Raw genomic sequence first — 17,135 nt, 5'->3', positions numbered from 1 at the left:
CAGAGGCACTAAGAGTTCGCTAACATTGAAGACAGAACTGCACCATTGCGATGGACCATCGCCCTGTCTCAGTCGGCCATCTTCGGCAGACCCCCGATGACATCACAGCCGCTGAGGCAAAATCATATGGGGTGACCGGGGGTTAAGGTAAGCTATGCAAAAAGACGGCGAGTTGTGTTGTCCTCTGTACCGTGATGTTTCTTCCTATGCACAGCACGCGCGATGACGCGTTCCTCATCCGTGGGAATGACCATTACGCGTGTGCGGCCATTGCCTATATCCAACGCGTTTTCGGAATTCCTTTCCGGATCGATACCGATCCCCAGATAGTCCAGACCCTCAACGATGCGTTCACGGATCGGTCCTGCGTTCTCCCCGACACCCCCGCAGAAAACAAGCGCATCAACGCCGCACAGGACAGCCGACAACGCACCTATTTCACGACGCGCCCGGAACACGTAGTAATCGATAGCCTGTCTGGCCTCCTTGCGGTCTGAAGCCAGCAACTCCCGCATATCACCAGTGAATCCGGACAGTCCCAACAGCCCGCTCTCGTGATAAAGCATGTGCATCAGATCCTGCGGTGCCATACCCTTCTGCGTGATCAGGTGCAGGACGACGCCCGGATCAATCTGACCGCAGCGCGTACCCATCGGCAAACCGTCAAGCGCGGAAAAACCCATGGTGGAGCCGACGCTTTTACCCTGGCGTATCGCACACATAGACGCGCCATTGCCCAGATGGGCGACTATGATGCGGCCCTTGTGTAAATCCGGAAACCGTTCGGCAATCACACCGGTGATATAGTTGTAGCTGAGCCCGTGAAATCCATATCGCCGAATGCCCTGTTCATAATAACTGCGCGGCAAAGCAAACGTGTCATTAACCCAGGGATGGCCGCGATGAAAGGCCGTGTCGAAACAGCCGATCTGGACGGCATTCGGAAACGCCGCCCGCGCTGCCGCAACACCGGCCAGATTATGCGGCTGGTGCAGCGGCGCCAGCGGTTCAAGTTCCGCAAGGCCATCCAAAATATCCTGCGTCAACACGACCGGTTCGACGAATTCCATACCGCCATGCACAATCCGGTGGCCAATACCCGAAATCTCAAGACCACTCATATGCGGTGACAAAGCCCGCATCGCCACCTCAAGTGCGGCGGCTTGTGTGGGCGCGTCCACGTCGATCGAGGTCTTTGCCGCTTTTGCATGAAGTTCAAGCCGCGCGGAACCGCCAATTCCGTCGACCTGCCCGTCAACCAGCTGTTCTGGTTCCGGTGCATCATTGTAGAGACCGAATTTGATCGATGACGATCCGGCGTTCAAAGTCAGGATACCGGTCATTATTGCATTGCCTCGTTAAACAGTGCGGCCATTGCCGCCGGGGACCTGCGGGTTTTCCTCTCAGGCGCATGCACCGCGGCCTGCCCGGTGATAGCCAGCTCGCCGTCACCATTCATACATTGGCAATCCGGGGTCAAGCGTTTCTTTTCAATGTGTTTTTCGGCAATGGTCACACGCACGCCAACCCTATCGCCGATACCGGCGGACTTCTGGAACGTCAGTGACTGGTCCGGATTTTCGACATATCGCATGCTGACATTGTGATCAGACAATATGGTGGCCTCCGTCAATATACGAGGTGTTGCCGCTCACGGAGCGCGCAAGATCCGATACCAGGCAGGCCGCCATCGCACCCACTTCCTCGATCGTCGTCAGACGCTGCAATGGCGACCGTTTCTTGGCATCTTCGATCAACACGTCAAAATGAGCGATCCCCGATGCTGCGCGGGTTTCCAGCGGACCAGGAGACATCGCATTGACGCGGATATCCTTTGGACCCAGTTCGACGGCCAGATAGCGCACGGTCGCTTCCAAAGCCGCCTTCACCGGACCCATGACGTTGTAATGGTCCACCACCCGTTCCGCTCCGTGATAAGACACGGTCAGGATTGTGCCGCCCTCTGACATCAAAGGCTCGGCTCGCTTTGCCAGACGAATGAGCGAATGCACCGAGACGTCCATCGCTGTCCCGAAGCCGTCGCGGGAACAATCGACGACGCGCCCGTGCAGATCGTCCGCCGGGCAGTAGGCAACGGAATGCACCAGAAAATCCAGCCGGCCCCAATGTGTCCTGATCGCTTCGAACACCGCATCCATCTGCGCCATGTCGGTAACGTCCATCGGCAGAAACAGTTCGCTTTCAACCGCGTCCGCGACAGGCTGGACAAACTTGCGGGCTTTTTCCGACTGGTAAGTCATCGCGATATCGGCGCCAAAGCCACGGCACACCCGCGCGCACCCCGCCGCGATTGACTGTTCGTTGGCAACGCCAACCACCAGGCCGCGCTTGCCTGCAAGAAAATCAGATGTTGGCAGCATGCCTCACTCCGTCTTTTCACAGGTTTCCGACACAATCGGCCTGAGCAGTGCCCGGGTGCCTCTTTTGAGCCCGAAGGTGATGGGCACCACAATCCGCATCGTTCTTGCTGAATTGCCTCACCGAAAACCCGTTGCTTGTCCGCGTCATCTTTCTGGTATTTCGGCAAGGTGACAGAAGTAACACAGGTAGAAAGCTTATCGGCCGACACGCGTTTATTTCGAGAGCGCGGTCCGCACCAAGATCCGCAGATAGTCTGCATCCTCCACGCTTTCAATTCGAAGCGGAGCGCCCCGTCCTGACACATCGTCGCAGTCTGCCAAAAGGCAACGCCTGATGGGTATATATCTTCCGAAAAGCTGCAGCACCAAGTTGACTGCATCGGCAATATTGTGGCCATGGTTCAGTTTGAAAGTGGCACAATCCAAACAGAGTTGAGGGTCAGCATTTGTTGCGGAAAGTTCTCTTGGCCGCCGTTCTGCTCGCAGGGGTGGCCGTCGGTCTTGTTGTCATCGTCTTTCCTCCGGTTTCAGCATCACATCCGGCGCTGAAAAACGCTGACCTGCCCGAACTCGTGCCGCTGCGTGCATTTTATGCAGATGCCTCGTCGCGGTGGCGTTTCCGCCTTTCGCCCGACGGGAAACGTATGGCCTGGCTTGAAAGCAAGTGGTTCAAACCGGCCTTGTGGGTGCGCGACCTCAATGAAGAAGCGGCCAATACGTTCCAAACACCTGACCGCGTGCGCTGGTATGCGTGGTCGGCGGACAGCCGCTACCTCCTTTACCTGGCCGACCGGGACGGCTGGGAGAACGATCAGCTCGTGTCGGTGGATGTGACCAGGAAGGATGCCAAGCCCCGCACCTATGATTTCGGCAGGGATGTGAAAGCATGGATAGCACAAATACCGCCGGATGCCGGGGCGGAGATTTTGATCTCTCACAATGGACGTGATCGGAGCAAGTTTGATCTTTACCGGCTCAATCTCGACAGCGGAGAGACCGAAGCGCTGGATCTGATTTCCGACCGGGCCGTCACATGGTCATTCGACCGCAAGGGCGATGTCTTCGCACGAAAGGTCGTTGGTGCACAAAACCGCTGGACGTTGGAAGCAAAGACCCAAGCTGGATGGAATGAGATTGCGAAGGGTGGCATGGAAGAGAGTTTCCATGTTCTGGCCGAACCCGATGAAAAAGGCCGCATGCTCGCAATATCGAACCTTGGCCGCGACAAGAGCGCACTCATCCTGAAGGATGTCGAGGCCGGGGATGAAGACGTGCTCTATGCCCACGACAAGGTCGATATCAGCTGGGTCAGAAGCCATCCGGTAACACGCGAGCCTTTGATGGCCGTGACGTATCCCGGATATCAGGAACGGTTTTTTTTCGACCGGAACATAAAGGCGATGGTCGACCGGATCGATGCACCTGAGGAGGCATCCTTTCATCTCGTTTCTGCCACAAGCGACTTCTCCAAGGCAATCTGGGAGGTCGAGGACGACAGGCTGGGCTGGACGAAATACCTCGTCGACATGTCATCGGGCACGGTTGAGATGATCGAAGCCCCGACGATCGCCGCTTATGCTCCGGAGCTCTCCGACATGGAGCCTGTGGATATCATCGCCAGTGACGGTCTTGCCATCCCGGCCTATCTTACACGTCCAAAGGGCGTCGCCGGACCGGCGCCGATGGTAATGCTGATTCACGGCGGGCCGGTTGCCCGAACGCGTTGGGGGTCCGACGACTTGGCCCTGTGGCTTGCCAATCGCGGTTACGCGGTTTTGAACGTAAACTATCGCGGCAGCAGCGGTTATGGCCGCGCCTTCCGGGAGGCAGCCGTGGGTGAAGTCAGCCGCAAAATGCATCAGGACATCGTCGACGCGCGTCAATGGGCAGTCGACCAGGGCATTGCCGATCCGGATCGCGTTGCCGTCATGGGTGGCAGTTTCGGCGGGCTGAAGACAATGACCGCCATGACGCAAAATCCCGAGCTTTTTGCTGCCGGGATCAACATCAACGGCATAAGCGACATCTCCACCATGCTGCAGGAAGTTCCGGTCTACTGGACCGGGTGGCCGGACTGGTATCGAAAATATATCGGCGACCCGGACGATCCCGATAGCCTTGCCGATATTCGATCGCGCTCGCCGCTTTACAATGCCCAGAACGCAAGCGGACCGATGCTGATTATCCAGGGTGCAAACGATGTACGCGTCATCCGCGATCAGGCCGACCGAATGGTGGAGGCTCTGCGCGATGCCGGCAAGGATGTGCAATACACGATCATCGACGGAGCCGGCCATACAATCGGGAACATGACCTGGCAGCAGCGCATACTCATGTTCCGGCAGATCGAGCGGTTCCTGGCAAGGCACCTGGGCGGACGGGCCGACGGTTTCGATTACGCAGTGCTCGGCGCACAGATCATTCCTTGAGAAAAGTCAGGCTATAGAGCGTTTACGGTCTAAATCGAAACGTCCTAAAACAGCCGGCCGCCATCCGGCACCGGCTTGTCGATGGCGGCGAGCACGACCTCGCCCTCCTCGTCCGGAAATCCAAGCACGAGAACCTCGGACATGACGGGACCGATCTGACGCGGTGGGAAATTGACAACACCCATCACCTGGCGTCCGACAAGCGCCTGCGGCTCATAGTGTTTCGTGATCTGCGCGGAGGATTTGCGGATACCGATTTCCGGGCCGAAATCGACTTTCATCTTGATCGCCGGCTTACGCGCCTCGGGAAAGGGTTCGGCCTCGACAATCGTGCCTGCACGAATTTCGACCTTTTCGAAATCAGCCAATGAAATCGTCTCAGCCATGCTTCACCCGTGTTCCGCCAGTTCGCGCGATCTTTGAGCCGCTGCGGCAAGCGCCTCGTCGAAGAGCGCCTGCATTCCACCCTCGCGCATCAACACTTCAAGCGCCGCGGCCGTCGTTCCGCCGGGGGACGTGACATTTTTGCGAAGTGTCGCCGCTTCATCGTCGGACTGGAAAAGCAATTCCCCCGCCCCCGATACGGTTGCCCTTGCGAGCCGCATGGAAAGGTCGGCATCCAGACCTGCCTTTCGGCCGGCCTCCGCCATACATTCCACCAGGTAAAAAATATAGGCAGGCCCACTGCCCGACACGGCCGTAACGGCGTCAAGCAACCCTTCATCGTCGAGCCATTCGACCGGACCGGTCACCGCCAGCAATCTATGTGCCCGGTCGTGTTGCGCCTTGTCGACCAGTCCGTTTGCCACCGCCGCCGTAATTCCGCGCCCCACCATTGCCGGTGTGTTCGGCATCGAGCGCACAATGGCCGTCTCGCCAAGATGCCGCTCCATCGTTGCGATCGGCGTTCCGGCGGCAATGGATATTGAAACCGTATCGGCCCCGACAAGAGGCTTGAGCTGCGGCAGCACCGTGCCCATCATTTGCGGCTTGACGGCAATGACAAGCGCCAACGCCGTCACATCGGATGGAGCCGATACATAATGGCGAATACCGTTTGTTTTGAGGTATTCGGCCATCGCGGGCTGAGGCGATGGATCCACGACGACAATCGATCCGGGCTCTATACCGGACGCAAGCCAACCGCGCATCATCGCGCCGCCCATATTGCCGGCGCCGACCAGCACAACGGAACCGGATGTCATATCTGTTCAAGCCTCCTGAGGCGTCAGGCTTCTCCGACAGTCTCGAAGAGCACGGTTTCGGTGGCGCTCTTGGCGTCCATACCGGACCATATGACGAACTGGAAGGCTTGGAAATAGAGCTCGCACGTTTCCAATGCGCTCGAAAGGAGCACTTCAACCTGCTGGTTTGTCGGCTCCGCACCGCCTGCCAGAAGCAGCGACTGGCGGAAAATCACGACGTCTTCCTGCTGCCAGAAATCGAAATGACCCATAAGAATCTGCCCGTTGAGCAGATGCAGGAGCTTGACCACTTCGTTGACGCGCTTGTCAGGAACCTTGATGTCGAATGCACACGCAAGATGAAGGGCCTCGAAATCCTCCATCCACGAAAAGGAAATGTGATAGTCCGACCAGCGCCCTTGTACGGTCATGGCGATCTCGTCTTCGCCTGCCCGCTCGAACGACCAATCGTTGTTTGCCGCGACATACTCAATCATGTCCACAGGATTGAGTTCGCGTTCATATTCAAATTCCAAAAGGCTCATGCCGCACCTTTTCTCCCGAATTTCGATTCGCTTGAGCACAGCGGCCTCGTGCCGTGCTCTTACCTGAACCCGGATTAACAAACTTACGCTACTGACTATTGCAGGGCCGCTCCTTTTATGTACCCAGAACGGAAGTCTGCGGCCCGCCTCGAATCATCATTTAAAATCAGTGTATAACGGCAGAGTCACAGCGCCACCCCCAAATTGGCGGCTCGGTGAAATCGCATGTGGATACGTGGTGAATCAGTTCCTGAGGCTGAACCAGTAAACGATTCAGCCGTAAGGATTTTTGCGGCCCGACAGAACGGCCGGCCGCATTGCAAAAAAATTACTTTGCCTTACCGGCCGCAGCAGTTTTGCGCCGTGTCGTCTTTGGCTTTGCGCCGCCTTCAAGCTCGGCTATGCGCTTTTCCAACGCATCGATGCGCGAAAGAAGCGCTTCATTCTCGTCGCGCGCACGGGCCGCCATTTCGCGGGCCGCTTCGAACTCTTCCCGCTGCACGACATCCATCGAGTTAAGCGCGCGTTCGGCCTGCGTCCGCAACGCGGTTTCGATCTCACCGCGAACGCCCTGCGCAGCGCCTGCCGCGTCTGTCATAAGTTTGGCGAAATCATCAAGAATGCGGTTTGGGCCTGTGGTCATTGTCTTGCCTCCGCTGATCTGAAAAACCTGCTTGCCTTCAATCATCAGGTAAGCGCTCGGTGCTGTGGATGCAACCCTTGACCGCAGCCTTTGGCGCCTGCATGGTCCGCCTCACCTGTGACGACCCTTTGGACGAACCATGGACCCCATTCAGGCTGCGATGCCATTTCCGAACATCGACCCGGTGCTGATCTCCATCGGCCCGCTCGCCATTCACTGGTACGGCCTTGCCTATGTGGCCGGCATACTGATCGGCTGGCGCTACGCTCGCACCCTGGCCGGAACCGAACGTCTCTGGTTCAACGACAAACCGGCCATGACTCAGGCCGACATCGACGATTTCCTCCTGTGGTCCGCAGTCGGCATCGTATTGGGCGGACGGCTCGGTTACATCCTCTTTTATGATTTCGGCGCTTTTGCGCATAATCCGCTGCGTATCCTCGAGGTCTGGAAAGGCGGCATGTCGTTCCATGGCGGTCTGATCGGAACGATCGTCGCCATGATCATCTTTGCCAGGAAACGCGGCATCCTTGTCTGGAGCCTGTTTGACGTTGTCGCCGCCTCCGCGCCGGTGGGCCTGTTCCTCGGCCGGCTCGCCAATTTCATCAACTCGGAACTCTGGGGCCGGCCGAGCGACGTGCCATGGGCGGTTGTCTTCCCGACCGGCGGGCCGGAACCACGCCATCCCAGCCAGCTTTACGAGGCCATTCTCGAAGGCCCCATCCTGTTTTTTGTCTTGATGGTCCTCATTTTCCGCTTCGGCCGGCTGTCGCGCCCCCGCTATATCGGCGGTGCGTTCCTCGCCGGTTACGGCGCAAGCCGCATTTTTGTTGAGTTCTTCCGCGAGCCGGATGCCCATATCGGCTACCTCTTCGGCGGCTGGCTGACGATGGGCATGCTGCTTTCCCTGCCCATGGTGGCAATCGGTGTGATCGCCATGGCCTATGCCAAACCACCCGCGACGAGCGCCGTGGCGGCCGAGGACGGCGCAGCCAAGTGACCACACCCCTTGCCCGCAAGCTGGCACGGCTTATTGAAACCATGGGACCGATGAGCGTCGCCGACTATTTTTCATCCTGCCTCAGCGATCCCGAATACGGCTATTACCAAACCCGTGATCCCTTCGGAACACGCGGCGACTTCACGACTGCGCCCGAGATCAGCCAGTTGTTCGGAGAAATGATCGGCATCTTTCTGGCGCTGTGCTGGCAGGCCCACGGAAAGCCGAACAATGTCCGCCTGATCGAAATCGGTCCGGGCCGCGGCACGCTGATGGCCGATGTGCAACGGACCCTTGCCGGCGTCGCACCCGACCTTGCCTCTTCCGCCACGGGGCACCTAGTCGAAACCAGCCCGCAGCTGAGCGAGCTACAGCGTCAAACCTTGAACGACGCACCGTTCGAAAACCACTGGCACACCGATATCGACGAAACCCCGAGAGGCTTTTCGCTTCTCTTCAGCAACGAGCTTTTTGACGCAATACCGATCAGGCAATTCATCAATACAGACAATGGCTTCAGGGAACGAACCGTTGCTTTGGACGACAACTCCAATTTGGTCTTTCAGGCAGGCACAGCCTCGCTTGCTCCGGGCGATACGCCGGCTGCGGCAAAACCAGGTGACATCGTGGAAGTCGCTCCGGCCCGCGAGGCGCTGATGAGCCGTATCGCGGCACGTCTTGCCGCTGACGGCGGTTGCGCCCTGACCGTTGACTATGGCTTCATCGGCGGCGGCATCGGCGATACGCTGCAAGCCGTGCGCGATCACCGCTATGTCGATGTTTTCGAGGCCCCAGGCGAAAGTGACCTGACCAGCCATGTCGATTTCACCGCGCTTGCGCGCGCGGCAGCGGCTGGCAATGTTGAGGTCTGGCCGATCCTGACGCAGTCCCGTTTCCTGCTGGAACTCGGTCTTCTTGAGCGGGCCGGTGCGCTCGGTGCCGAAAAAGGCCCGGCGCGCCAGCAGCAAATCGGTGAAGCCGTCAACCGGCTGGCCGGTGACGGGCAAGGACAGATGGGCAGTCTTTTCAAGGTTCTGGGCCTGAGCAGCCCGGCCATTGCCGTTCCACCGTTCGCGCGGATCGACCACAAATCCGCAAGCGATGTTTCCATCATAAATAAACCCGGCGATTGACACAGAGGCGCACTTTGATCACGATCCCGCCGGATGACAAGCTGAGAGGCCAGCCATGCTCGACCGGGAGCAACCTGAACCGATCACCAGCCATCTTCTGGAAACCAGCGGTGCCGGACCGGCTATCCGCCACGGTTTTTTTACACGCTACGGCGGCGTTTCCGAGGGCATTTACCGTGGCCTGAATGTTGGCCTCGGCTCGGATGACAACAGTACCCATGTCGCCGAAAACAGAAAGCGCGTAAGCAATTGGTTCGGCCTGTCTGCCGATCGCCTTGCCACCACCCACCAGATTCATTCCGCACAACCGTTTGTGGTTGATGGAAGCTATGATGGCGAAAGACCGAAAGCCGACGCCATCGTCACCGCAACGCCGGGCATCGCGGTCGGTGTATTGACGGCCGATTGCGGCCCGGTCCTGCTGTCGGATCCGCAAAATGGTGTCGTCGCAGCGGCTCATGCGGGATGGAAGGGCGCGCTTGACGGCATCGTCGAGAATACGATCTTGGCCATGGAGCAGCTCGGGGCCCGGCGCGACCATATGCGCGCCTGCGTCGGCCCCTGCATCAGCGGCAGCAAATACGAGGTCGGTCCCGAATTTGTCGACCGCTTCCGTCAACGTGATAACGGTTTTAGCGCATATTTTTCCCCGTCCGGCCGCGATGGGCACAGTCTTTTTGATCTGCAAAAATTTGTTCTGGACCGCATCGCCCTGTCGGGTGTAGAGGCGCACTTAAGCGGACATTGCACCTATTCAGATGAAAACCGGTTCTTTTCCTACCGGCGCACCACGCACCGAAGCGAGCCGGACTACGGCCGACAGATTTCAGCAATTGGCATTGTCGATGGAGGACAAATTGGCTCAGCACTTTGAACGGGAAGAATATGGCTGGCGCATGCGCCGCCTCCTCGACGCCATGCAAGACAACGAACTGGACGTCATGCTGCTCTTTGCGCAGGAGAGCATGTACTGGCTGACCGGCTATGATACGTTCGGCTTCTGCTTCTTCCAGACGCTGATCGTCAAGTCGGATGGAAGCATGCGCTTGCTGACGCGATCGGCCGATCTGCGTCAGGCCCGCCATACATCCATTATCGAGGACATCTCCATCTGGACGGACCGTGCCAACGCGGATCCGACCATGGAGCTGAAGAACCTGCTCAACGATCTTGACCTTTTGGGTTCACGCATCGGCATTGAATACGATACCCACGGGCTGACCGGAGCCAATTGCCGCAAGCTGGACAATCAGTTGCAGTCCTTTGGCGATCTGGTGGACGCATCCGGTCTGGTTTCCGGCCTTCGGCTGATCAAGAGCCCGGCAGAAATCGATTATATCAAGACCGCGGCAGGCCTCGGCGATGCCGCGCTTGACGCAGCCCTTCCGCTGATCAAGCCGGGCGGCAAAGAAGCCGACATCCTCGCAGCCATGCAAGGAGCGGTCTTATCCGGCGGTGGCGACTATCCCGGAAATGAATTTGTCATCGGCTCCGGCAAGGATGCGCTGCTTTGCCGCTACAAGTCCGGCAGGCGCGTGCTTGATGAAAACGACCAGCTGACACTTGAATGGGCCGGCGTCTTTGCGCGCTACCATGCAGCCATGATGCGCACCATCGTTATCGGCAAACCGACCGAACGCCAGCTCGAACTTTACGATGTGTGCCGTGAAGCACTTGAGGAAATTGAACAGGTCCTGCGCCCAGGCCACAATTTCGGCGATGTTTTCTCTACCCATGCAAAGGTCATGGAAGAGCGCGGGCTGACAAGGCACCGGCTCAATGCATGCGGCTATTCGCTCGGTGCGCGGTTCACCCCAAGCTGGATGGAACGGGAAATGTTCTATTCCGGCAATGAACAAAACATCCGGGCGGATATGTCATTGTTTGTCCATATGATTATTATGGACTCGGAGTCCGGGACCGCCATGACGCTCGGACATACCTATCTGACGACCGACGACGACCCGGCGCCCCTTTCGGCCCACAATCTGGATCTGATCGTCCGATAGGCTGGTTTGTTTGGAGAGGGTATAGCGTGCGTAAGAAGCCCGTTGTTGCAATTGTGATGACTGCTGCAGCGCTTGCGCTCGCCGGCTGCAACAGCACCCGGCTGACGGACGATTCCTGGCTGATACCGCGGGCGGATGTGGGCACCGGCAATCAGCAGACACAGGTCAACCCGGACGCGCCAGCTCAGCCCGCCGACCAGTTTACGTCAGATCAGCCGGTTACGTCGGATCAACCGGTTACGTCTAATCAGCCGGTTACGTCTAATCAGCCGGCCATCCCCTCCAGCCAGACCACCGCCAGCACGCCGGTGAGCAACACAAGCCCCGCCGCCGCCCGCAATGCGTCAACAATCAGCTTCACGCCGGTAATCGGCGCACCGGTCAACGCGGTTCGTCCGCTATCGCGTCAGCTAGGCTCGGAAGCGCGAGCCCGGGGGCTGGTGATCGTCAACGCCAACGATGGCAGCCACATTCTGAAGGGCTATTTTTCGGCCTTTGCCGATGGTGACAAGACAACCGTCGCCTTCGTCTGGGATATTCTTGACGGCTCCGGAACGCGCCTTCATCGCATCCGCGGACAGGAGGTGGCGCAAGGAACGGCCGCCGATCCTTGGGATGTGGTCCAGGAGGCGACCATGGAAACCATCGCTGCCCGCACCATCGCCGAGTATATAAGCTGGAGCGCCCAGGCCTCATCCGGGGGCTGATTTCTGGGTAAAATCACATATTGAGACATCGGGGCCTTGCAATCGCTCCAAAGGCCGGTAAAACGCCGGCCATCGGGGTATCAGCACAGGCAACGCGCCATGAAACTTTTTTCGGGCAATTCGAACAGAGTCCTCGCCGAATCCATCTGCAACTATCTCAATATTCCCCTCGGCAATGCGATTGTCCGCCGCTTCGCCGATCAGGAGATATTTGTTGAGATAAAAGAGAATGTGCGCGGCGAAGACGTTTTCATCATCCAGTCGACCGCCTACCCGGCAAACGACCATTTGATGGAGCTGCTGATCATGATCGATGCGGCAAGGCGTGCATCCGCCCGGCGCATCACGGCCGTGCTTCCCTATTTCGGCTACGCCCGCCAGGATCGCAAGCCCGGCCCGCGCACACCGATTTCGGCCAAGCTGGTTGCCAACCTGATCACCGAAGCCGGCGCCAACCGTGTGCTCACCCTCGACCTGCATGCCGGCCAGATACAGGGCTTTTTCGACATCCCGACCGACAACCTTTTTGCAGTGCCGATCCTCGCTCGGGACATCAAGGAAAACTACGACGTTTCCAACGTCATGGTCGTATCGCCCGATACGGGCGGCGTGGTGCGTGCGCGATCACTTGCCAAACGGCTCGATTCCCTGCTCGCCATTGTCGACAAGCGGCGCGACCGCCCGGGTGAATCCGAAGTCATGAACGTGATCGGCGATGTGTCAGGCCGTGACTGCATCCTGATCGACGATATTGTCGATTCCGGCGGAACGCTGTGCAACGCCGCCGAGGCGCTGCTGGAAAACGGCGCGACCAGCGTCACCGCTTACATCACCCACGGCGTCCTGTCAGGCGGCGCAGTGGCGCGTGTGACCGCATCGAAGCTGACCGAACTGGTGATCACAGACTCCATCCAGCCGACGACCGCGGTACAAAATGCACACAATATCCGCGTCATAACCACTGCGAACCTGATCGGCGAAGCCGTCACGCGAACCGCAGCCGAGGAATCCGTCTCGAGCCTGTTCGATTGACAGGTCGGCGCCGGGGCTTTTAGGCGGGATCTTTCAGCAACTCGCCGAGAAGGTTTTTCCAGTCCGCGTCGGCGTCTCCGGTCTTGCTCATGGCCTGAGCGCCCAGATAAAGCCGCGCAATGATCGCAGCCTTGCGGTGTCGCGACGCAAAATCGTCCATCTTGCTTTCGGGCATATCGCTGAGCGCACCGAAAATCGCCGATTGAAGACGGTTCGACATCGCCGTGGTACGTTTTGCAACAGCCTCATCATGCGGTCCAAGTTCGACCATTGCGTTGCATACGAAACAGCCGCGCGGCGCGATACCCTCGCCGCAACCCGTTTGCTGGAAGAGTTTGAGAATTCGTTCCGCCCCGTCTCCTATCGACCGGTCAGCCAACAGTGCCACGGCAGAACCGATGCAGGTACGGTCATAATGATCGAGCGCGGCGAGATAGGCTGAGTGTTTGTCACCGAAAGCCTTGTAGAACGATCCGCGCGACAGGCCCATGGCATGCAGAAGCTCCGGCAGGTTCGTTGCCGAATAGCCGAGCCGCCAGAATATCTGCATCGCGCCGTCGACGGCGGTATCCATGTCAAATTCGCGTGGTCTGGCCATTCTTTCTCTATCCCGGATCTGTTTTGGCAGAACGAGGCTGACCTTGAATGTCATAAGAGCTCAGCTTGGTTTTTCAATCAAGTTTCGCTCACATTCATTTGTTTTGTACCAATTGGTTCCTAATTATACAACTCTGTTCAAGCCGGACGCGAGACATCAACCCGGTGGCCGCGGTGGCCTGGCCCCGCTCAGATTTTTAAATGCTCGAACCGAGGAGACGATTATGCTCAACGTACTCAAGACAACGATTGCAGGCGCAGCCCTGTCCCTTGCACTGCTGACATCCGCTCTGGCTGCAGGAGTTGATGTAAATGCCACATCCACCGGTCTTGCTCTGCGCGGCTTCGATCCCGTCGCCTACCACACCAAGGGCGAACCGACCCCGGGTGACTTCCAGATTACTGCTGAACATAACGGCGCCACCTATCGCTTCGAAACTGAAGAGAACAAGGCTCTCTTCGTCGCCAATCCCGAAGCCTATGCTCCGGCCTATGGCGGCTATTGCGCCTTTGGAACGGCAATGGGCTTCAAGTTTGACGGCGACCCGCATCTGTGGCGCATCGTCGATAACAAGCTCTATCTCAATCTTGCCCCCGGCATCCAGGAACGCTGGGAAGCAGACCGCGCCAATCTGATCACCGCCGCCAATGACAAGTGGACGGATATCGCCGACAAATCCCCTGAGGAACTTCAGTCTCAGTAAGCATTTACTCTTTCAGACAGGGATCGGCCGGGCTCCTCCCAAGAGCCCGGCCGTTTCTATTCCTCACAGCGCCTTCAACGCGCTTGCGTAGTGCACAGACCTTCGCTATATAGCGCGCGTCCGCGTAGACACCCTTGGAGGCAACGCGGATGGGCGGCCGATGGCCGCTCAATGTTTTTGGACACAACAGTCCGTAAGACACTCCAAAGTCGAACCTCGAAAGGAAAAGCCATGAGCAATAGCTATGAGCTTGTAGCCGAGGCGCGCGAACGGGTTGGTAAGGGGTCCGCCCGAGAACTTCGCCGCAACGGAAAGATTCCCGCCGTTATTTACGGTGGCAAGGAACCCCCGGTTTCAATCGCGCTTCCCTACAAGGACGTGACGCTGAAGATCCACAGTGGTGGATTTCTGACGACCATTGCCACGATTGATGTGGACGGTAAGAAAGTCCGCGTTCTGCCAAAGGATTATCAGCTCGATCCGGTACGCGACTTCACCATGCATGTCGATTTCCTTCGTATCTCGAAGGACACGGTCGTGACGGTTGAAGTGCCTGTACAGTTCATCAATGAGGAAGAATCGCCCGGCATCAAGCGCGGCGGCGTTCTGAACGTGGTGCGCCACGCCGTTGAGGTGATCTGCCCGGCCGACAGCATCCCGGAGAATTTCGTTGCCGATCTGACCGGCCTTGATCTCGGCGACGGTATCCACATTTCCAAGATCACCCTGCCCGAGGATGTTGAGCCGACGATCACCGATCGTGACTTCACCATCGCTACGATCGCCGCACCGGCTGGTCTGAAGAGTGAAGAGCAGGAAGAAGCCGAAGGCGCCGAAGAAGAAGCGGCAGATGCTGAAGGCGCAGAAGCAGAAACCGAAGAAGGCGACGGCGAAGAATAACCGCCACCCTTCGCGACACGGAGACCGGTGCGATGTTGGTAATCGCAGGCCTTGGCAATCCCGGACCCCGCTACGCGAAGCAACGCCACAATATTGGTTTTATGGCGGCGGACGCGATTGCCCGCCGCCATTCGTTTTCCGGATGGTCGAAAAAATTCAAGGGTGAGATTTCGGAAGGCACGATTGCCGACGAAAAAATCCTCATCATCAAGCCGCAGACATTCATGAACCTGTCCGGCGAGAGTGTCGGCGAAGCCATGCGCTTTTACAAACTCTCACCTTCAGATCTGATCGTCATCTATGACGAGTTGGACCTTCAGCCCGGCAAGGTGCGCATCAAGACCGGAGGCGGGGCCGGCGGTCACAACGGCATCAAATCGATTGATGCCCATTGCGGCAAGGACTATCGAAGGCTGCGACTGGGGATCGGCCATCCCGGCGCAAAGGAACGGGTGAGCGGACATGTGCTTGGCGATTTCGCCAAGGCGGACGGCGATTGGGTAGACCCGCTGCTGGATGCCGTGGCCGATAATGTCACCATGCTGATATCGGGTGACGACGCCGGTTTCTTGAACAAAATTTCGCTCGCCACCGGGAATGGCGCCCACCCCAAGCCAACGGGAAACAAAAAGACAGGCAAAGGCAAGTCGCATATCCGCGCGGCGCGGCCATCCAAACCGGCAGCGCCTCCTGCCAGCGGACCCATGGCGGGTATGTTGAAAAAGCTCTTCGGAAACAAGGAATAGAAAATGGGCTTCAAGTGCGGCATCGTAGGACTGCCCAATGTCGGCAAGTCGACCCTGTTTAACGCTCTGACCAAGACAGCCGCGGCACAGGCTGCCAATTACCCCTTCTGTACGATTGAACCGAACACGGGTGAGGTTGCCGTTCCGGACAGCCGGCTGCAGACAATCGCCAAGATCGCCCAGTCCAAGGAGGTCGTTCCGACACGCATCTCCTTTGTCGACATCGCCGGCCTTGTGCGTGGTGCATCGAAGGGTGAAGGTCTCGGCAACCAGTTCCTGGCCAATATTCGCGAAGTCGATGCCATCGTGCATGTGCTGCGATGCTTCGACGATGATGACATCACCCATGTCGAGGGCCGGATTGACCCGGTTGCCGATGCCGACACAATCGAGACGGAGTTGATGCTTGCCGACCTTGAAAGCCTCGAGCGGCGCGCCGAACAGACCCGCAAGCGGGCAACCGGCAAGGAAAAGGAAGCGATCCTGATCCTTCCCATGATGGAAAAGGCGCTCGACCTGCTTCAGAACGGCAAGCCGGTCCGGCTGCTGCTGGACGGGATTGCCGCCGAGGATCTGAGACTGCTCAACGCGCTCAATCTGCTGACGTCCAAGCCTGTTCTCTACGTGTGCAATGTTGACGAGGCGGATGCGGCAAACGGCAATGAGAAGACAAAGGCCGTCGCCACGATGGCCGCGGCCCAGAACGCGCAACATGTGATCATCTCCGCGGAAATCGAAGCCCAGATCGCTCAGTTGGACGCCGAGGAAGCCGCTGAGTTCCTGTCCGAACTCGGCCTCGACGAACCCGGCCTCGACAAGCTCATCCGCGCCGGATACACGCTCCTCGACCTGATCACCTATTTTACGGCCGGCCCGAAGGAAGCGCGTGCCTGGACCGTCAAGCGCGGGGCCAAGGCGCCGCAGGCAGCGGGCGTGATCCACACGGATTTCGAGCGCGGCTTTATCCGCGCCCAGACCATCGCTTACGATGACTACGCCTCCCTCGGCGGAGAAGTCGCGGCCCGCGATGCCGGCAAGGCCCGGGACGAAGGCAAGGAATATGTCGTTCAGGACGGCGACGTGATGCTGTTCAAGTTCAACACCTGACCGGGCCATTGCAAGCCG

General features: G+C 58.4%; 19 protein-coding genes. 11 read left to right on the top strand and 8 right to left on the bottom strand.

Features of this window, described 5'->3' with window-relative positions; genetic code table 11:
- Positions 1 to 152 precede the first annotated feature (152 nt).
- From OQ273_RS02155 to fabI, 3 genes are read right to left on the bottom strand one after another with little or no spacing between them, the layout of a single operon-like run.
- Positions 153 to 1,343 (bottom strand): acetate/propionate family kinase, encoded by a 1,191-nt coding sequence (locus tag OQ273_RS02155; RefSeq protein ID WP_267988827.1) that lies wholly within the window; start codon positions 1,341 to 1,343, stop codon positions 153 to 155.
- Positions 1,343 to 1,615 (bottom strand): hypothetical protein, encoded by a 273-nt coding sequence (locus tag OQ273_RS02150; protein ID WP_267988826.1) that lies wholly within the window; start codon positions 1,613 to 1,615, stop codon positions 1,343 to 1,345. Before OQ273_RS02150 ends, OQ273_RS02155 begins: the two co-directional genes overlap by 1 nt.
- Positions 1,608 to 2,381 (bottom strand): enoyl-ACP reductase FabI, encoded by a 774-nt coding sequence (gene fabI, locus OQ273_RS02145; protein WP_267988825.1) that lies wholly within the window; start codon positions 2,379 to 2,381, stop codon positions 1,608 to 1,610. Before fabI ends, OQ273_RS02150 begins: the two co-directional genes overlap by 8 nt.
- A 464-nt stretch (positions 2,382 to 2,845) precedes the next feature.
- On the opposite strand from fabI, the gene OQ273_RS02140 reads away from it, so the two are divergent.
- Positions 2,846 to 4,810: an alpha/beta hydrolase family protein gene (locus OQ273_RS02140; RefSeq protein WP_267988824.1), complete on the top strand. Its 1,965-nt coding sequence runs from the start codon at positions 2,846 to 2,848 to the stop codon at positions 4,808 to 4,810.
- Positions 4,811 to 4,854: 44 nt separating this feature from the next.
- Here OQ273_RS02140 and OQ273_RS02135 read toward each other — a convergent pair whose 3' ends face one another.
- The 4 genes from OQ273_RS02135 to OQ273_RS02120 all read right to left on the bottom strand — a co-directional run bounded on the left by OQ273_RS02135 (position 4,855) and on the right by OQ273_RS02120 (position 7,182).
- Positions 4,855 to 5,196 (bottom strand): tRNA-binding protein, encoded by a 342-nt coding sequence (locus OQ273_RS02135; protein WP_267988823.1) that lies wholly within the window; start codon positions 5,194 to 5,196, stop codon positions 4,855 to 4,857.
- A 3-nt stretch (positions 5,197 to 5,199) separates the two neighbouring features.
- The gene (gene proC, locus OQ273_RS02130) at positions 5,200 to 6,015 is read right to left on the bottom strand and encodes a pyrroline-5-carboxylate reductase (RefSeq protein WP_267988822.1); all 816 of its coding nucleotides are present in this window, start codon (positions 6,013 to 6,015) and stop codon (positions 5,200 to 5,202) included.
- A 23-nt stretch (positions 6,016 to 6,038) separates the two neighbouring features.
- Entirely contained in the window at positions 6,039 to 6,539 is a 501-nt protein-coding gene (locus OQ273_RS02125) for a type III secretion system chaperone family protein (RefSeq protein WP_267988821.1), read from the bottom strand.
- 328 nt (positions 6,540 to 6,867) lie between these two features.
- Entirely contained in the window at positions 6,868 to 7,182 is a 315-nt protein-coding gene (locus OQ273_RS02120) for an accessory factor UbiK family protein (RefSeq protein WP_267988820.1), read from the bottom strand.
- Between the two features lie 139 nt (positions 7,183 to 7,321).
- On the opposite strand from OQ273_RS02120, the gene lgt reads away from it, so the two are divergent.
- From lgt to OQ273_RS02090, 6 genes are all read left to right on the top strand, one after another.
- On the top strand, positions 7,322 to 8,182 hold the full coding sequence (gene lgt, locus OQ273_RS02115; protein ID WP_267988819.1) for a prolipoprotein diacylglyceryl transferase: 861 nt from the start codon (positions 7,322 to 7,324) through the stop codon (positions 8,180 to 8,182).
- A complete protein-coding gene (locus OQ273_RS02110; RefSeq protein WP_267988818.1) occupies positions 8,179 to 9,315 on the top strand; it encodes a class I SAM-dependent methyltransferase in 1,137 nt (378 codons plus the stop codon). The genes lgt and OQ273_RS02110 overlap by 4 nt, the downstream gene beginning before the upstream one ends.
- Positions 9,316 to 9,370: 55 nt before the next feature.
- Positions 9,371 to 10,189 carry a peptidoglycan editing factor PgeF gene (gene pgeF / locus OQ273_RS02105; RefSeq protein ID WP_267988817.1) on the top strand — a complete coding sequence of 273 codons (819 nt, stop codon included), beginning with the start codon at positions 9,371 to 9,373 and terminating at the stop codon, positions 10,187 to 10,189.
- On the top strand, positions 10,173 to 11,324 hold the full coding sequence (locus tag OQ273_RS02100) for a M24 family metallopeptidase (RefSeq protein ID WP_267988816.1): 1,152 nt from the start codon (positions 10,173 to 10,175) through the stop codon (positions 11,322 to 11,324). Before pgeF ends, OQ273_RS02100 begins: the two co-directional genes overlap by 17 nt.
- 26 nt (positions 11,325 to 11,350) lie before the next feature.
- A complete protein-coding gene (locus OQ273_RS02095; RefSeq protein ID WP_267988815.1) occupies positions 11,351 to 12,031 on the top strand; it encodes a hypothetical protein in 681 nt (226 codons plus the stop codon).
- A gap of 99 nt (positions 12,032 to 12,130) precedes the next feature.
- On the top strand, positions 12,131 to 13,063 hold the full coding sequence (locus OQ273_RS02090; RefSeq protein WP_267988814.1) for a ribose-phosphate pyrophosphokinase: 933 nt from the start codon (positions 12,131 to 12,133) through the stop codon (positions 13,061 to 13,063).
- Positions 13,064 to 13,082: 19 nt separating this feature from the next.
- Here the strand turns inward: OQ273_RS02090 and OQ273_RS02085 are convergent, their stop codons facing one another.
- Positions 13,083 to 13,661, bottom strand: coding sequence for a TetR/AcrR family transcriptional regulator (locus OQ273_RS02085; protein ID WP_267988813.1), 579 nt, complete (start codon positions 13,659 to 13,661; stop codon positions 13,083 to 13,085).
- A gap of 223 nt (positions 13,662 to 13,884) precedes the next feature.
- On the opposite strand from OQ273_RS02085, the gene OQ273_RS02080 reads away from it, so the two are divergent.
- The 4 genes from OQ273_RS02080 (at position 13,885) to ychF (ending at position 17,117) form a co-directional block, all read left to right on the top strand.
- The gene (locus OQ273_RS02080) at positions 13,885 to 14,364 is read left to right on the top strand and encodes a YHS domain-containing (seleno)protein (RefSeq protein WP_267988812.1); all 480 of its coding nucleotides are present in this window, start codon (positions 13,885 to 13,887) and stop codon (positions 14,362 to 14,364) included.
- 231 nt (positions 14,365 to 14,595) lie between these two features.
- On the top strand, positions 14,596 to 15,264 hold the full coding sequence (locus OQ273_RS02075; RefSeq protein ID WP_267988811.1) for a 50S ribosomal protein L25/general stress protein Ctc: 669 nt from the start codon (positions 14,596 to 14,598) through the stop codon (positions 15,262 to 15,264).
- 32 nt (positions 15,265 to 15,296) lie between these two features.
- Positions 15,297 to 16,010, top strand: a complete 714-nt coding sequence (gene pth, locus OQ273_RS02070; RefSeq protein WP_267988810.1) for an aminoacyl-tRNA hydrolase — start codon at positions 15,297 to 15,299, stop codon at positions 16,008 to 16,010.
- Between the two features lie 3 nt (positions 16,011 to 16,013).
- Positions 16,014 to 17,117 (top strand): redox-regulated ATPase YchF, encoded by a 1,104-nt coding sequence (ychF, locus tag OQ273_RS02065; protein WP_267988809.1) that lies wholly within the window; start codon positions 16,014 to 16,016, stop codon positions 17,115 to 17,117.
- Positions 17,118 to 17,135: the final 18 nt, after the last annotated feature.

It is taken from the genome of Hoeflea prorocentri, from assembly GCF_027944115.1.
In the GTDB taxonomy this organism is placed as follows: domain Bacteria; phylum Pseudomonadota; class Alphaproteobacteria; order Rhizobiales; family Rhizobiaceae; genus Hoeflea_A; species Hoeflea_A prorocentri.
This window is presented reverse-complemented; position numbering and strand designations above follow the sequence as displayed.

Bases quoted from the DNA above. Each gene is read 5' to 3' on its own strand.
- OQ273_RS02155 (WP_267988827.1), bottom strand. From the start codon at position 1,343: ATGACCGGTATCCTGACTTTGAACGCCGGATCGTCATCGATCAAATTC.
- fabI (WP_267988825.1), bottom strand. From the start codon at position 2,381: ATGCTGCCAACATCTGATTTTCTTGCAGGCAAGCGCGGCCTGGTGGTT.
- OQ273_RS02135 (WP_267988823.1), bottom strand. From the start codon at position 5,196: ATGGCTGAGACGATTTCATTGGCTGATTTCGAAAAGGTCGAAATTCGT.
- proC (WP_267988822.1), bottom strand. From the start codon at position 6,015: ATGACATCCGGTTCCGTTGTGCTGGTCGGCGCCGGCAATATGGGCGGC.
- OQ273_RS02125 (WP_267988821.1), bottom strand. From the start codon at position 6,539: ATGAGCCTTTTGGAATTTGAATATGAACGCGAACTCAATCCTGTGGAC.
- OQ273_RS02120 (WP_267988820.1), bottom strand. From the start codon at position 7,182: ATGACCACAGGCCCAAACCGCATTCTTGATGATTTCGCCAAACTTATG.
- lgt (WP_267988819.1), top strand. From the start codon at position 7,322: ATGGACCCCATTCAGGCTGCGATGCCATTTCCGAACATCGACCCGGTG.
- pgeF (WP_267988817.1), top strand. From the start codon at position 9,371: ATGCTCGACCGGGAGCAACCTGAACCGATCACCAGCCATCTTCTGGAA.
- OQ273_RS02090 (WP_267988814.1), top strand. From the start codon at position 12,131: ATGAAACTTTTTTCGGGCAATTCGAACAGAGTCCTCGCCGAATCCATC.
- OQ273_RS02085 (WP_267988813.1), bottom strand. From the start codon at position 13,661: ATGGCCAGACCACGCGAATTTGACATGGATACCGCCGTCGACGGCGCG.
- OQ273_RS02080 (WP_267988812.1), top strand. From the start codon at position 13,885: ATGCTCAACGTACTCAAGACAACGATTGCAGGCGCAGCCCTGTCCCTT.
- OQ273_RS02075 (WP_267988811.1), top strand. From the start codon at position 14,596: ATGAGCAATAGCTATGAGCTTGTAGCCGAGGCGCGCGAACGGGTTGGT.
- pth (WP_267988810.1), top strand. From the start codon at position 15,297: ATGTTGGTAATCGCAGGCCTTGGCAATCCCGGACCCCGCTACGCGAAG.
- ychF (WP_267988809.1), top strand. From the start codon at position 16,014: ATGGGCTTCAAGTGCGGCATCGTAGGACTGCCCAATGTCGGCAAGTCG.